14 protein-coding genes and 1 pseudogene are annotated in these 15,050 nt (G+C 37.2%); 14 read left to right on the top strand and 1 reads right to left on the bottom strand.

All coding sequences use genetic code 11. The features are described from left to right. Positions 1-84 precede the first annotated feature (84 nt). The 9 genes from RT422_RS03585 (at position 85) to RT422_RS03545 (ending at position 9,354) form a co-directional block, all read left to right on the top strand. The gene (locus RT422_RS03585; protein ID WP_313421310.1) at positions 85-1,182 is read left to right on the top strand and encodes a glycosyltransferase; all 1,098 of its coding nucleotides are present in this window, start codon (positions 85-87) and stop codon (positions 1,180-1,182) included. A 79-nt stretch (positions 1,183-1,261) separates the two neighbouring features. Beyond that, complete coding sequence (locus RT422_RS03580) at positions 1,262-2,296, top strand: EpsG family protein (protein ID WP_284034123.1); 1,035 nt, start codon at positions 1,262-1,264, stop codon at positions 2,294-2,296. Continuing rightward, positions 2,286-3,113, top strand: coding sequence for a glycosyltransferase family 2 protein (locus tag RT422_RS03575; RefSeq protein ID WP_313421308.1), 828 nt, complete (start codon positions 2,286-2,288; stop codon positions 3,111-3,113). The genes RT422_RS03580 and RT422_RS03575 overlap by 11 nt, the downstream gene beginning before the upstream one ends. A 2-nt stretch (positions 3,114-3,115) precedes the next feature. After that, on the top strand, positions 3,116-4,219 hold the full coding sequence (locus RT422_RS03570; RefSeq protein WP_313421307.1) for a glycosyltransferase: 1,104 nt from the start codon (positions 3,116-3,118) through the stop codon (positions 4,217-4,219). After that, positions 4,209-5,336, top strand: a complete 1,128-nt coding sequence (locus RT422_RS03565) for a glycosyltransferase family 4 protein (RefSeq protein ID WP_313421306.1) — start codon at positions 4,209-4,211, stop codon at positions 5,334-5,336. Before RT422_RS03570 ends, RT422_RS03565 begins: the two co-directional genes overlap by 11 nt. 51 nt (positions 5,337-5,387) lie before the next feature. Further along, positions 5,388-5,990, top strand: coding sequence for a sugar transferase (locus RT422_RS03560; protein ID WP_313421419.1), 603 nt, complete (start codon positions 5,388-5,390; stop codon positions 5,988-5,990). Beyond that, positions 5,980-6,645: an acetyltransferase gene (locus RT422_RS03555; RefSeq protein WP_313421305.1), complete on the top strand. Its 666-nt coding sequence runs from the start codon at positions 5,980-5,982 to the stop codon at positions 6,643-6,645. Before RT422_RS03560 ends, RT422_RS03555 begins: the two co-directional genes overlap by 11 nt. A gap of 43 nt (positions 6,646-6,688) precedes the next feature. Further along, positions 6,689-7,903, top strand: a complete 1,215-nt coding sequence (locus RT422_RS03550) for a DegT/DnrJ/EryC1/StrS aminotransferase family protein (protein ID WP_313421304.1) — start codon at positions 6,689-6,691, stop codon at positions 7,901-7,903. Positions 7,904-7,917: 14 nt separating this feature from the next. Further along, positions 7,918-9,354 (top strand): capsule assembly Wzi family protein, encoded by a 1,437-nt coding sequence (locus RT422_RS03545; RefSeq protein WP_313421303.1) that lies wholly within the window; start codon positions 7,918-7,920, stop codon positions 9,352-9,354. A gap of 72 nt (positions 9,355-9,426) precedes the next feature. Here the strand turns inward: RT422_RS03545 and RT422_RS03540 are convergent, their stop codons facing one another. Continuing rightward, entirely contained in the window at positions 9,427-10,203 is a 777-nt protein-coding gene (locus RT422_RS03540; RefSeq protein WP_062330698.1) for a ferredoxin--NADP reductase, read from the bottom strand. 177 nt (positions 10,204-10,380) lie between these two features. Between RT422_RS03540 and tsaA the strand changes: the two genes are divergently transcribed. The 5 genes and pseudogenes from tsaA to RT422_RS03515 all read left to right on the top strand — a co-directional run bounded on the left by tsaA (position 10,381) and on the right by RT422_RS03515 (position 15,021). Next, complete coding sequence (gene tsaA, locus RT422_RS03535; RefSeq protein ID WP_313421302.1) at positions 10,381-11,112, top strand: tRNA (N6-threonylcarbamoyladenosine(37)-N6)-methyltransferase TrmO; 732 nt, start codon at positions 10,381-10,383, stop codon at positions 11,110-11,112. 188 nt (positions 11,113-11,300) lie between these two features. Then, positions 11,301-11,693, top strand: coding sequence for an MCR_0457 family protein (locus RT422_RS03530; protein ID WP_313421301.1), 393 nt, complete (start codon positions 11,301-11,303; stop codon positions 11,691-11,693). A gap of 229 nt (positions 11,694-11,922) precedes the next feature. Further along, positions 11,923-12,528: pseudogene (locus RT422_RS03525) on the top strand (IS607 family transposase). After that, the gene (locus RT422_RS03520; RefSeq protein WP_036605163.1) at positions 12,525-13,679 is read left to right on the top strand and encodes an RNA-guided endonuclease InsQ/TnpB family protein; all 1,155 of its coding nucleotides are present in this window, start codon (positions 12,525-12,527) and stop codon (positions 13,677-13,679) included. Before RT422_RS03525 ends, RT422_RS03520 begins: the two are co-directional and overlap by 4 nt. Before the next feature lie 202 nt (positions 13,680-13,881). Further along, on the top strand, positions 13,882-15,021 hold the full coding sequence (locus RT422_RS03515) for a D-alanyl-D-alanine carboxypeptidase family protein (RefSeq protein ID WP_313421418.1): 1,140 nt from the start codon (positions 13,882-13,884) through the stop codon (positions 15,019-15,021). Positions 15,022-15,050: the final 29 nt, after the last annotated feature.

The raw sequence follows: 15,050 nt of genomic DNA, 5'->3' as shown, positions 1-15,050 counted from the left end.
AATTTAGAAACCTTTATATCCACTAATTAAAATCTTTAGTACACAAGTTTGCTTAGATAAAAAAATTAATTATAGAGTCATAAAATGAAACGTATTCTTCATATCATGGGTAAAATGGACAGAGCAGGGGCTGAGACCATGCTCATGAATCTATACCGTCATATTGACCGTTCGAAAGTACAATTTGACTTTGTTACTTTTACTTATGACAAGGGTGATTATGATGATGAAATCATTGCAATGGGTGGCAAGATTATTCCAATCGTGGCTAAAGACTCTATAAGTCGCATGTTTAAATTACAGAAATTTTTAAAAACCCATCCCGAATATCAAATAATACATTCTCATGTCCTGCTAAATAATGCCTTTCACTTAATGGCTGCTAAAAGTGCAGGAATCAAGCATAGAATTTCCCATTCTCATAATACTAGTAATGGGAAAAATTCAAAAATAAAAGAGCTATATGAAAGATGGGCAAAGAAAACCATCCAACAATTAGCAACTTATCGAATAGCTTGTGGGGTTGAAGCTGCCCAATATCTGTATGGCACTGCAGATGACGTCTTGATATTAAAAAATGCGATAGATTTAAAAAAATATGCCGATGTTGCAACAACTCAAAAAAGTTACTGGGATAACGTATTGCCACATAAAGGGCTTAGACTTATCCAAGTTGGCAGATTAACTGAAGTAAAAAATCATGAATTTTCATTGAAAATTGCCAAAGCGTTGAGAGAACAAGGTTTTGAATTTACTTTTTTTATTGTTGGGCAAGGCGGTTTGGAAAGTAAAATTCGAGATTTAATAATAGAATATGAGTTATCAGAACAAGTACATTTACTAGGCGTTAGAGATGATGTGCCAGAGTTAATGGCAGGAGCGGAGTTAATGTTGATGCCGTCGCTCCATGAAGGTTTTCCTGTCGTATTGGTGGAAAGTCAAGCGATAGGATTACCGTCATTAATTTCAATCAATATATCAAGAGAAGTTGATTTGGGGATTGACTTAATTGAATACGAAAACTTAAATAAAATGCATAATTGGCTAAATAAGATAAAAGGTTTTAACCTTTCTTTAAAACCTCCAGTAGGCTATATAGATTTGTTAGCTAAACAAGGTTTTGATATAAAGAAAAATTCAGAAAAGTTATTAAATCTTTATATAAATATGGAATCCAAATAAGGTAATGTTACTAGAGAATGCTACATACCAATGGTGCTATAATGCCATCTACATTTTAACTGCCTATCTAGGTGTTTTAATGGCTCTGTCTTCTGAGATTAAGGAAGATATCTTAGTACAAAATAAGTTATCAAATTACTTAGTGTGGTTGCCTGTAATTGTATTAACTTTAATTACAGGTTTTAGAGCATATAATGTGGGAACCGATACAGGAAATTACCTTTTTTTGTTATGGATGCAGAAACCAGAATTGAATTTTAGTAGTGAATTTCTATTTCAGTTAATAGCGTTATTACTTCAGCATTTTGACTTAAATTTTACTTATTTTTTATCTTCAGTTTCTATAATATTTTTTTATTTTATTTATAAAGCTTTAAAAAATTATAGTTTATTATATCAAGCTAATCTTTTAATGGCCTTATTTGCTTTTATGTCTTTTTTCTTTTTTTCTAGTATGAGTATTAATGTAATAAGACAGGGAGTTTCATTAGCTATTTTACTTTATGCATTTACCTTGTTACTTAAGAAAGATAATAAAATTAAAATCATAATATATAGTTTAGTTGCGGTAGCTTTCCATTTAACTTCTATTATTCCTATACTACTAGTAGCTTTGTCATATTATCTATCTACCAAAAGTGGTAAATTGATTTACTTCCTTGTATTACTGTATTTTTCGGTAATTCTGCTAGCATTTCTTAATATTGGGTTTTTAAATATTGCACCATCTTTGAGCCAATTATTAGGAAGTGATGGACGTTCTAGTTATCTTAATGGTGAAACTTATGATTATGTCGTTGGATTTAAACCCCAGTTCGTTGTATTTAATACTTTTTTTCTACTAATAGCGCTATATATTAGAAAAAACCTTACAGAGATAGAGTTAAAAAAACAATATAATGTCATTTTAATATATTATATTATTGCCAGTTGGTTGCTATTTTTGGCTTTTCAATTGCCTTTCTCTGACCGATGGGGGTTATTCTCTTGGGTGATTATCCCTTTTTTACTCATACCTTTGTTTTATTCACCATATTTAAAAGCTAAAATTAGAATTCATTATATTTTAATGCTTATTTTAATTTACGTAGGGTTTAAATTTTATGCAAGCTGATAAAGATTTGATTAGTGTTGGCATTCCTTTTTTTAATGCTGAAAAGTTCTTATCTAAGGCTATTGAGTCTGTGATTAGTCAGTCTTATGACAAATGGGAATTACTACTGTTAGATGATGGTTCAAATGATGGATCGCTTAAAATAGCTAAAGGTTTTGAGCAACAGGATAATAGAATCAAAGTTTTTTCTGACGGTAAAAATAAAGGCTTGGGAGCAAGACTTAATGAGTTGGCAACGTTATCCAATGGCGAGTATATTGCCAGAATGGATGCGGATGACATCATGCATCCAAAAAGGTTAGAGACGCAATTACAGATACTTAAAGATAATCCTAATATTGATGTGTTAGGTACGAATGCCTATGTTATTGATGAAAATGACTCGGTCTTTGGAATGAGATATAGGGAAAATTCTGGGATGACTAAAGTTGAACATTTTATCCATCCAACAATTATGGCAAAAAAGCAATGGTTTCTAGATAATCCATATGATGAAAAAGCAATACGTATTGAAGATGCTGAGTTATGGTTTAGAACGAAATCAAAAAGCAATTTTAGGATGATAAGTGAACCCTTATTGTTTTATAGAGAATTTGGCTCTTGTTATTACCCAAAATATATTAAGGTAATACCCTCCCTAATTTATTTAAATAACAAATACCCATTAAATAAGTTTTGGATAAGGGTATTAGTTACTTCTTCGATTGCTGTACCCACTTATTGGTTTTTTGAAGTTATTTTAAAAAATGAGGCTTTAAAGGAAAGAAGGAACAAAATCTTATTCAAGCAAAAAAAACATTACAGGGAATATATTTAAATATGAAGATACTTCAAGTTATTGATAGCTTACCTGCAACGAGTGGAGGTGCAAGGTTTGTTGTCAACCTATGCAGAAAATTATCAGAAAAAGGTATTGAAGTCGAATTATTATTAATAGATGGCAAACCTAGCCATTTTTTGGATGAGCTATTGAACGAAAATATAAAAGTTCATAGCTTAGGTGTGGATATAAACCGTTACTATCCAAAATATATAAAACTTGTTTCAAATTATTTAGATAAATATGATTTAGTTCATGTGCATATTTTTCCTACTTCTTATATAGTTGCACTTGCTTCACTATTTAATAAAAGGGCTGCACCAATAGTATTTACGGAACATAGTGCATTTAATCGAAGAGCCGTTAACTTTTTCTTTAGATATGCAGAGAATTTTATATATTCAAGATTTACCAAAGCTTTTGCCATTACTCCCGAAGTAAAAGATTTTTTACTGAACAACTTAAATATAGATGAGAATAAAATCAAGATTATTATTAATGGCGTAGAATTGAATAAAATAACCTCAGCTACCCCATTGCCCAGATCTGAAATTGGGTTATCAGATACTAATATTATTATTCTAATGGCAGCAAGATTTTCACGACAAAAAGATTATCAAACGCTTATAAGAGCGTTAATTCATTTACCTACCCAATTTAAATTAATTATGTGTGGCGATGGGGTAGAAAAAAATAATTGCCAAGAATTAGTGAAATCATTAAAGCTTGATAATAGAGCATTTTTTCTTGGTAATAGGGCTGATATTTATAGTGTAATAAAGTGTTCAGACATTAATGTACTAAGCTCGCACTATGAGGGTTTTGGTTTATCGATTGTTGAAGCTATGGCAGCGAAAAAGCCTGTCGTGGCTACAGATGTTGAGGGTATGAATAAAGTTATAGAAGGTGCAGGTATATTATTTGAAGTTGGTGATGATAAAAAGTTAGCAGAATATATTCTGAAGCTTGGTTCAGATGAAAAATACTATGAAGAAATTAGTCAAAGATGCTATCAACGAGCACAAAACTATAGCTTAGATGTAATGGTTGATAATTATATTAGTGAATACAAAAAAGTATTAGAGAAGAAGAATGAAGCCTAAAAAATTTTTTTTAACGACAACTGTTCCGATGTCACTCAATTTTTTTAAGGGACAAATAAATGAGCTTTCAAAAGAATTTGACGTAACGCTAATCAGTTCTCCCGATAATGTTCTTAAAAAAATAGCTCAACGTGAAAACGTTAAGTATAAAACTATCGCTATGAAAAGAGATATCTCACTTAAAGATGATATTTCAGGTTTGTTAAAATTTTTATATCTATTTGTTAAGGAGAGACCGCAGATTATTCACTGTAATACACCAAAAGCTTCATTACTGGGTCTAACCAGTGGTTATCTAACTAGAGTACCAACCCGCATTTATTATATTCATGGCTTGCGCTATGAAGGAGCAGTAGGAAAAAAAAGGCAGTTATTAGTTAACTTTGAAAAACTTAATTGCTTTTGCGCAACTGATATTGTTGCGGTTAGTCATGGAATAAAACAGAAAGTTGAACAACAATTAACTAAAAAGCCAGTGAGAGTAATTCATAATGGTAGTGCTAATGGGCTAGATATCAATGAATTCTCTAACCATAATTATAATTCCAAAATTATTCGTGAAGAATATGGAATCAGTGAGAATGACTTTGTATTTGGTTTTGTTGGCAGATTAGTCAAAGACAAGGGGATAGAAGAATTAGTAGGAGCTTTTAATCAACTGGAGCAAAAGGATATAAAATTAATATTGGTTGGTAAATATGAGCCAGATTTAGACCCGCTTAGCCAAAAAACGCTTCAAATCATTAAAAGTAATCCAAATATCATTGAAGTGGGCTTTCAAAAAGATGTAAAGAAATTTCTAAGTATTATGGACTTATTTGTTTCGCCTTCTCATAGAGAAGGTTTTGGGGTTGCCGTACTAGAAGCTAACTTGATGAAAGTCCCTGTTCTAGTATCAAATATAACAGGTCATTCAGAGATAGTAACACAGGGTATAAATGGTTTTTTTGTTAACCCAAAGAATGTGCAGGATTTGCAAGAAAAAATGAATCATATGTTAGTTATCAAAGAGCAACTAATTGAAATGAAAAATGCTTGTCGTGAGGAAGTAATGAAGAAATATGACCACAATGACGTGCTAAAACAAGCTATATTATTTTATTCCCAATTTAATTAAATAGTTTGAATATTCATTTTAGGTTTAATTATGCTTAATACCGAGAAAATTATGCTAAAACGTGCCTTTGATATTGCTGCTTCTGCGTCTGCCCTTGTGGTGCTATCGCCTGTGCTTGCGATTACGGCGTATAAAGTCAAAAAAGAGATGGGCTCGCCTGTGCTATTTCGTCAGGTACGCCCAGGCCTGCATGGAAAGCCGTTTGAGATGGTTAAGTTTCGCACCATGAAAGATGCGACTGATAAAGAGGGTAACGCTCTGCCAAATAGCGAACGCTTGACTGAATTTGGTAAAAAACTGCGTGCCAGTAGCCTTGATGAGTTGCCTGAGCTTTGGAATGTCCTCAAAGGAGATATGAGTTTGGTTGGTCCTAGACCACTACTGATGGAATATTTACCTTTATATAACGCTGAACAAGCCAAGCGTCATAACGTGCGTCCAGGGGTAACAGGTTACGCCCAAGTCAATGGTCGCAATAGTTTAAGTTGGGAAGATAAGTTCAAGCTTGACACCTGGTATGTTGAGCATCAAACATTTTTGTTAGATATGAAAATATTGCTAAAAACCGTTATAAAAGTCATTATCAAAGACGGTATTAACCAGTCTGAAGAAGTTACCATGACTCGTTTTACTGGAAAAAAAAATGAGCAGTAATAAAATATTGTATGCTATTTATGGGGCAAGCGGCTTTGGCCGTGGTGTTATGCCCTTAGCTAGAAAACAATTAAGCTGTCTTGCTGCACCAGGTTATGAACTTGTATTCATTGATGATGGAGCAAGCAGTGCCTTAATTAATGGTCATAAAGTGTATAACTTTGAAGAATTTATAAATTTAGCAGCTCAAGATAAATATGTTGCTGTTGCAATAGCCAATAGTAGAATTCGAGAAAAACTTGTGTTGAAACTCGATTTACTAGGAATAAAACCTTGGTCTGTTTATGCAGACACAATGATTAAGATGGATGAGGTAAATATAGGTGAAGGCGCAGTTTTGTGCAACTACGTACACTTTACCTCAAATATTCAGATTGGTAATTATTTTCATGCTAATTATTTTAGTTATATCGCCCATGATTGTGTGATTGGTGATTTTGTCACTTTTGCGCCACGCGTTAGTTGCAATGGTAATGTGCATATCGAAGACCATGCTTATATTGGAACAGGCGCGGTGCTACGTCAAGGTACACCAGATAAGCCGTTAATAATTGGTAAAGGCGCTATCGTTGGCATGGGTGCCGTCGTCACTAAAGATGTACCTGCTGGCGTAACTGTCGTCGGCAACCCCGCAAGACCTTTGATTAAAAATTAAAAAAATCGTTAACTTCATTTTCAAAAATATGAGAATATAAAACATGTTAAACAACCAGTTTTCACCCTGGCCTAGCTTTACCCAAGAAGAAGCCGATGCCGTGTCACAGGTGCTATTGTCCAATAAAGTCAACTACTGGACGGGCAAAGAATGTCGAGAGTTTGAAAAAGAATTTGCCGCATGGGCAGGGACAGACTACGCAGTGGCGCTGGCAAATGGTACATTAGCACTCGATGTTGCGTTACAAGCCATGGGTATTGGCGAGGGTGACGAAGTGATTGTCACGCCCCGTAGTTTTATCGCCAGTGTTTCAACCGTCGTCAATGCTGGCGCGATGCCGGTGTTTGCAGATGTAGATAACAATACGGGTAATATTTCTGCCACGACAATTGCACCAAAAATCACGGATAAAACCAAAGCCATCATTTGCGTGCATCTAGCTGGCTGGCCTTGCGATATGGATGAGATTATGGCACTTGCCAAGCAGCATAACCTATGGGTCATCGAAGACTGTGCCCAAGCGCATGGCGCCAAGTACAAAGGTAAACCAGTGGGTAGTATTGGTCATATTGGTGCTTGGAGTTTTTGTCAAGATAAAATCATGACCACAGGTGGCGAAGGTGGCATGGTCACGACCAATGACAAAGCATTATGGCAAAAAATGTGGGAGTATAAAGACCACGGTAAAAACTACGATAGTATTTATCATGAACAACATCCACCGGGTTTTCGCTGGTTACATGACAGCTTTGGTACCAATTGGCGCATGATGGAAATGCAAGCGGTGATTGGTCGTATTCAGCTTAAAAAAATGGCTGAGTGGACCAATATTCGTACACAGAACGCCAAAATTTTGCGTGAAGCTCTAACACAGTTTGCAGATGAGCGACAATTTTTACGTATACCCGATATAGAATTTCACCAAGTCATGGGTGGCGATTCTGTCCATGCGTATTATAAATATTATGTATATGTCAGACCAGAAAACTTGCCAGAGAATATCAATCGAGATAGTATTTTAAATGCGCTTAATGAGAAAAAAATTCCTTGTTTCTCTGGCTCTTGTTCAGAAATTTATTTAGAAAAAGCATTTGACAATCATCCATCACGTCCTAACGCGCGATTGACAGTTGCTAAAGAATTAGGGGAAACAAGCTTGATGTTTTTAATACACCCGACATTGACAGTAACTGAAATGCAAACGATTGCAACTACCACTGTTGATGTACTAACCACTCTATTCAATGCCAATAAATAAACTGTGAGCCTCGTATGACAAATAAAACGGTTAAATATCTTTCATTGGGTGTACTACTTGGACTCTCACAATTTAGTCAGGCAGGTCAATTAGTTCAAATTGATAGTGATCTACGTCAAACACTTGAGATTTTAAAAATCAACGGCGTTGTAAATGTTGATATATCAACTTGGCCGATTAGTTCAGATGCTATAGAGACAGCTTTGAGTCAAGCGCAGCCCAAATCAGACAATGATAAACTGTTAATTAGTCAAGTTAAGCAAAAGCTTGAAGCCAACGATGTATCCAAGCTACAAATAGTGAGCAACGTGAATGGTGACGAGCGCGCGGTGTTTAGCGGATTTAATACAGAAGGCAATACGGTGACGCCTTTGGGTGTTAGTATTTCTCATAGTCATGCAGGTGAGAACATTGATTATAAAATTCAAGGCACCTTAAATGTCGAAGATGATGAGCCTAGCAAGTCATCGAATCTTGATGGCAGCTACATCGGTACCAAATTAGGCAATCATCGCATTGCCTTTGGGAGTATTCCTGTATGGTGGGGCAACGGGGTTGATGGCAGTTTAATTCGCAGTGATGCGGCTAAACCTGTCACAGGCTTTTTAATGCAGCGCGCCAATAATACCCCTATTAATTTTCCTGTATTATCAAAACTGGGTAATTTTAATTACCAGATTACTGCCGGTCAATTACAAGACTATAAGGCAGAGCCTCACACTAAATTGATTGGCATGCGAGCGAGTTTTCAGCCGCATGAAGCGTTTCAAATCGGCGCATCGCGTTCCTTGATGTGGGGTGGCGATAATAAGTCTGAAAGCCTAAAATCTTTAGGTAAGGCTTTAATCGGTAAATATGATAATGGCGGCGAAGATGAAGATCCTTCAAACCAAATCGCAGGAATTGATGCACAGCTAAATTTAAAACCGTTGGTGAATTTGCCGGTGAGTGTGTATGGTGAATTTATTGGGGAAGATGAAGCAGGTGGTTTGCCAAGTAAACACGCTTATTTGGGGGGGTTAAAAGGTACGATCCCGCTGTTTCAACAGCCTTGGCTCTGGCATGCAGAATGGGCGAATACTTACTATGACCTTGATAAAACCAATACTATTTACACCCATAGCATTTATAAAGATGGTTATTATCAAAAGGGCTTGCCGCTAGGTCATCCGATTGGTGGGGATGGTGAAATCATTAGTGTGGGGCTATCAGGTAATATTAACGCTAACAACCAGTTCGGGTTAAAATACGCCAACGCCAAAGTGAATCAGTCTAATCAAGTGATTAATTCAGCTTTTCCATCCAAGCAAGATTTGGATATTGTCGAAGCCGATTGGAAACATAGATACAATGACAAAACCTCGGTTAAACTGGGTGTTTGGGGTAAAAAAGACAGCATCAGCGATGATAAAGATGCGGGTGGTAATTTGGTGTTGGAATATAGCTACTAATTTTGAGTTATAAAAAAAGCCCAAGTAGGGCTTTTTTTATGATTTTACGGTTTAACTTTTACTGTTCAACTTTTATTGCTCGACAAAGGCACGTTCAACCACATAATCACCCGTACCACCCATACGAGGCGATGGTTTAAGACCAAATTCGTCGAGTAGGGCCGCTACGTCTTTATTCATAGATGGGCTACCACAAATCATCGCGCGGTCATCGCTTGGATTGATGGGTGGTAAGCCGATATCAGTAAACAGCTTGCCAGACTTCATCAAATCAGTCATACGCCCTTCATTGCGGAACGGCTCACGCGTGACCGTGGGGTAATAGATGAGTTTATCTTTAACGTATTCACCCAGTAGCTCATCTTCAAACAAGGCTTTTTCAAACATCTCACGGTAGCCCAGTTCACTCACATAGCGTACGCCATGCACCACGATAACTTTCTCAAAACGCTCATACACTTCTGGGTCACGGGCGAGTGACAAAAATGGTGCCAAGCCTGTACCGGTTGCTAGCATATACAAGTGCTTGCCAGGGTTTAGGTCATCAAGCACCAGGGTGCCAGTGGGTTTTTTGCTCACCAATAATTTATCACCCACTTTAATATGCTGTAAAATAGACGTCAAAGGACCATCTTGGACTTTGATAGAGTAAAATTCGAGCTCTTCATCATAGTTGGTGCTGGCAATTGAGTAGGCACGCATCAAAGGTTTTCCATTGACTTCCAGACCAATCATGGCAAATTCACCATTGCGAAAACGTAAACCTGCATTACGGGTGGTTTTTAGGGTAAATAATGTGTCATTCCAATGATGCACATAGGTAACGGTTTCTTCATAAAATTTTGACATAGCACCCAACCTTGTATTGGTCATAAATAAAAATAAAACTGGATAAAGGATAAAAAAAGCGGGTTAATATTGACATTCTGGGGCGATATGATAGCAAATTTTTGATGAATTAGTCGAATTTGGGCGTAAAAAAATGGCATAATCATAGTTTAAAATATCATATTTTAACGACCCATTATGTTACCACGACAAATTACCCTGCCGATTATCGGCATTGTGAACTCCCCACTTAAGCAAAAGTTTGGCACGCCTCGCCAACCCAATCTTGTGGATATCAACGCTACTATCAGCATGTTGCCGCCCTACAATATGCTCAGTGCTTTTGAAGGCATTGCGCAATTTAGTCATCTTTGGATTATATGGCAATTTCATCAAAATCGAATCAATGCAAATCAGTCAAATTTTCAACCAACGGTTCGTCCACCTAGACTGGGCGGCAACCAAAAGATAGGGGTTTTTGCCAGTCGAAGTATGTATCGACCGGCAAATATTGGATTATCAGTGGTCAAATTTTCGCATATTGAAAACAGTGAGGCGGGCTTGAGGCTGCATATCATCGGCGGTGATATGGTAGATGGCACGCCAGTTATCGATATCAAACCATATTTGCGTTATAGCGATAGTATCAATGATGCGATTGCTGGGTATGCCGCCCAAAAACCCGTCATCAAGTCTGTGCATTGGCATCCAGATTTATTGCACGATTTATCCAATATTGCAATAAAAAGTCAGCTAAATCAAACAGATTGGCAAACCATCGAGCAACTCATTGCCCAAGACCCTAGACCTGCATATCGACAACAGGAGCTTAATATCCCATTTGTCATGCGTTATCAAAATGTCGATGTTCATTTTAGCCAGACAGCAGAGAGTGTTTTGCAAATTCAAGCGATTGAGCTATTAAACTAGACCGTGTAAACTAAGCCGTAACATGGATAATGCCGAATTTTTTACCTAGTAGTATATTGCTACACTGTTTCAAAAAATTTTACTTGTTCACAAAATACTGACTATATAGCGTGATTATTCGCTATATTTTTTTTGATTATTTAGTATGATATGGGCTGTATTTTACTTAGATAACGTTAGGACACCGTATGATTAAACTGGGCAAAATCAGTCAAGCTATGATAGGCATGCTGTTAATGAGCGTCACCGTGAGTGGTATCGCTGAAGATAAAAGTAACGATACTATCGCAATCGATATGTCAGAATTATCGACCACCAAAGAAGAAGTGGCGGTATTACAAGTGTTATCAGAAATCTGCCCACCCATGCTTAATAAATCGCAACAGACAGGGTTTAACACCGCTTATAATGTCGAGCTAAAAAAATTAATGCCGACCATCAGCGATCCTCGTTTAGCGGTGCAGTACTTATCCTCTCAGCAAGATTACAAGCAAATTTTGAATGAAACCCGCCAATGGACACTCAGTTATCCAAAAGCGGAGAATCTTGAACTGTGCAAAGACCTTGCCAACAGTAAATAATAATTTAAGTCAATCTACGCTATCCACCCCCTAACTGATTTAGGGGGTTTTATGTATGATAAATCGTTGATTTTTAGACCGAATACAGTGTTGAATTACGATTTTTTTTGCTAATATAGGCAATTTGTTTTACCAAGCGTCCAAGCAAACAGATCGCATTTGATTTGAGCTAAGAGCAAATAACTAGTAATTGCAAACCCATCTAAAACCATTTAAAATAGATATTTTTTTGACCATCTACAAACCCAAAGAATTTGCCAAAAAAATCGGCGTATCAATATCTACCTTAAGGCGATGGGACAAATAAGGAAGACTTGTACCAACCAGAACCGCAACCAACCACCGTGTTTATACCGATGAAGACATTTTCAAAGTCTTAAACATTGAAAAACCGAACAATCAAGGTAAAATCGTTGTCTATTGCAGAGTATCAAGCTATGCCCAAAAAGACGACCTACACTCATAGATAGATGCCATGCAGACCTTTTGCCTGGCACAAGGCATAGCTGTTGATGAATGGCATAGTGAATTAGGCGGTGGCTTGAACTTTAAACGTAAAATTTTTCTATCACTCATGGGTAGAATAGAAATAGGGGAAATTAAAACCCTGTACGTTGCATACAAAGACCGTCTAACACGTTTTGGCTTTGACTACTCTGAACACATGGCAAATCGCCACAACTGCCAAATCATTGTAGCCAACCAAGAAAAGCTATCACCACAACAATAATTGGTTGAAGACATGCTAGCAATCATTTATAGCTTTAGCAGTCGGCTATACGGACTGAGAAAATATAAAAAACAAGTCAAACAAATGGTAAAAGAAACGCCATGATAAAAGGACACACGATAGAACTAACACCGAACAACAAACAAGCCACCTACTTTGCTAAGGCTTGTGGTGTAGCTCGTTTAGCTTATAACTGGGCGTTGGCAGAATGGCAAAACCAATATCAAGCTGATAAAGTATATCGTGATAACTGTCAAAAAAATGGCATAGCAATTGACAGAACCAAACTTAACAATCCAAGCCAATTTAAACTCCGAAAACAGCTAAATTTTATCAAAAAAACAAAATTTCCATTTATGTTTGACGTTACCAAATGCAGTCCACAAGAAGCCATTATTCAACTTGGCAAAGCATTTGACAACTTTTTTAAAGGACGTGCAAAGTACCCCCAATTTCGCAAGAAAGGTATAAATGACAAATTTAGCTTAACCAACGACCAGTTTAAAATAATTGGCAAAAATATAAAAATTCCCAATTTGGGCTGGGTCAAATTAACAGAAAACTTGCGTTTTAATGGCAAAATCATGAATGCCACTATTTTCAAAAAAGGCATGAAATGGTTTGTCTCTATTGGTGTAGAAATTAACGAAACACCAAAGCCCCTCCCTCGAACAGACAAAGCCATTGGCATAGACCTAGGCATAACCGATTTAGCTGTGTTATCAAACGGCACAAAAGTGCAAGCCCCTAAGCCATTGAAAAGCAAACTTAAACAGCTAAGACGACTAAGCAAACAACTTAGCCGGAAACAAAAAGGTAGTAAAAACCGTGAAAAAGCGAAAACCAAGCTATCACGATTGCATTACAAAATCAGTTGCATCAGAAAAGATTTTATTCATAAACTCACCACAAAGCTTGTCAAAATGTATGATGTGATTTGTATAGAAAACTTAAACGTTAAGGGCATGGTAAAAAATCGCAAATTAAGCCGTGCAATTAGTGATTTAAGCTTTTATGAGTTTAAACGCCAACTGATTTATAAGGCAAATCAATCTCGCAAGACAATCAAAGAAGTGGATAGATTTTATCCAAGCTCTAAAACTTGCTCGCATTGTGGCTTTGTGATGGCTAAAATAGATTTAACGTTAGCCATTCGTAACTGGCAATGTCCTAGCTGTGACACACAGCATGACCGTGATATTAACGCAAGTTTAAATATTTTAAATCAAGCAGATAGGGTTTTAACCTTGTCTTAATTTTAACCATTGGTGGGTAGGTTCTATCCCCAATTAAAAACGCCTATGGAGTTGATGTAAGTCCAAGTTCAAAAGAATAAGGCAAACAACGGTGAAGTAGGAATTAAACGCTAAATTTATCCTTTAGATAGGTTTAGATAGGTTTTAAGGAACAGTGAGTGAGATGAAAGCAATCGTAATACCGCAATACACCCAACGTCTGATGGTCGGCACCTTTGTCGCCGCCAGTTTTTTTGCCACAACTGTACAGGCAAATGCTGCCATACAACAGCCTGAACTAGACAATTCTGCTTTTATCCTAATTGACTATGATACGGGTACGGTATTGGCTCAAAAAAATGCCGCTCAGCCGTTCCCACCTGCGTCATTGACCAAAATGATGACCAGTTACATCATTGAGCAGCGGCTGCTATCAGGGGCATTAAAGGAAAACGAACCTATCCTCATGACCCCAGAAGCATGGTGTAAAGGCTCAAGTAAAGAGTCTTGTATGTATGTGCCTGTCAATACAACCGCCCCTGTGATTGATATGTTAAAAGGTATTATTATCCAATCGGGTAATGATGCATCAAAAGCGATGGCACAGCACATTGGCGGTAGCGAAACCACGTTTGCCGATTTGATGAATGAAGAAGCCAAAAAAATTGGCATGACCCATACGCATTTTATGAATGCGACCGGTATGCCACAAGAAGGCCATCAAGCGTCTGCCGAAGATTTGGCGAAACTTGCCCAAGCCATTATTAAGAACAGCAAAAAGTATTATCCCATCTATAGCCAGAAACAATTTACTTATAACGGCATCACCCAAGGTAACCGCAATGCGTTATTGTTCACCGATCCAACGGTAGACGGTCTAAAGACAGGGCATACCGACGAAGCAGGTTACTGTCTAGTAGCGTCGAGTAAACGCGGTGATATGCGCCTGATTTCAGTGATTATGGGTACTAAAAGCGTGCAAGAGCGCGCAGACCAATCGCGCAACTTACTCAACTGGGGATTTAGTAATTTTGCTACTAAAATTGCCGCCCCAGCACAAAAAAACTACGGCAGCGTGCCAGTCAACTTCGGTGCTGTCGATAAAGTCAACGTCGTCAGCAAAGGCAATTTACAAGTATTAGTGCCAAAGTTGGATCAAGAAAAAATCAGCACCGTGGTCAATTTGCCAGCCGATGTTAAAGCGCCGTTAGCGCAGGGGCAAGAAGTGGGTAAGCTGGTTGCTATGCTCAATGGTAAACCTGTGGCGTCTGTCCCACTGGTCGCTGAGACCCAAGTTCAAGAAGCAGGAATTTTTAAACGTATGTGGCAACATATCGTACTGTTCTTTAAAGGTTTATTCTAAATTACAAAGAAAAATCACAAAAAAAACCC

Origin of the sequence: Moraxella sp. CTOTU49803, from assembly GCF_032097965.1 — a bacterium.
Taxonomy (GTDB): Bacteria; Pseudomonadota; Gammaproteobacteria; order Pseudomonadales; family Moraxellaceae; genus Faucicola; species Faucicola tetraodonis.
Note: the sequence above shows the minus strand (reverse complement) of the source record. Positions and strands in the feature narration are given on the sequence as shown.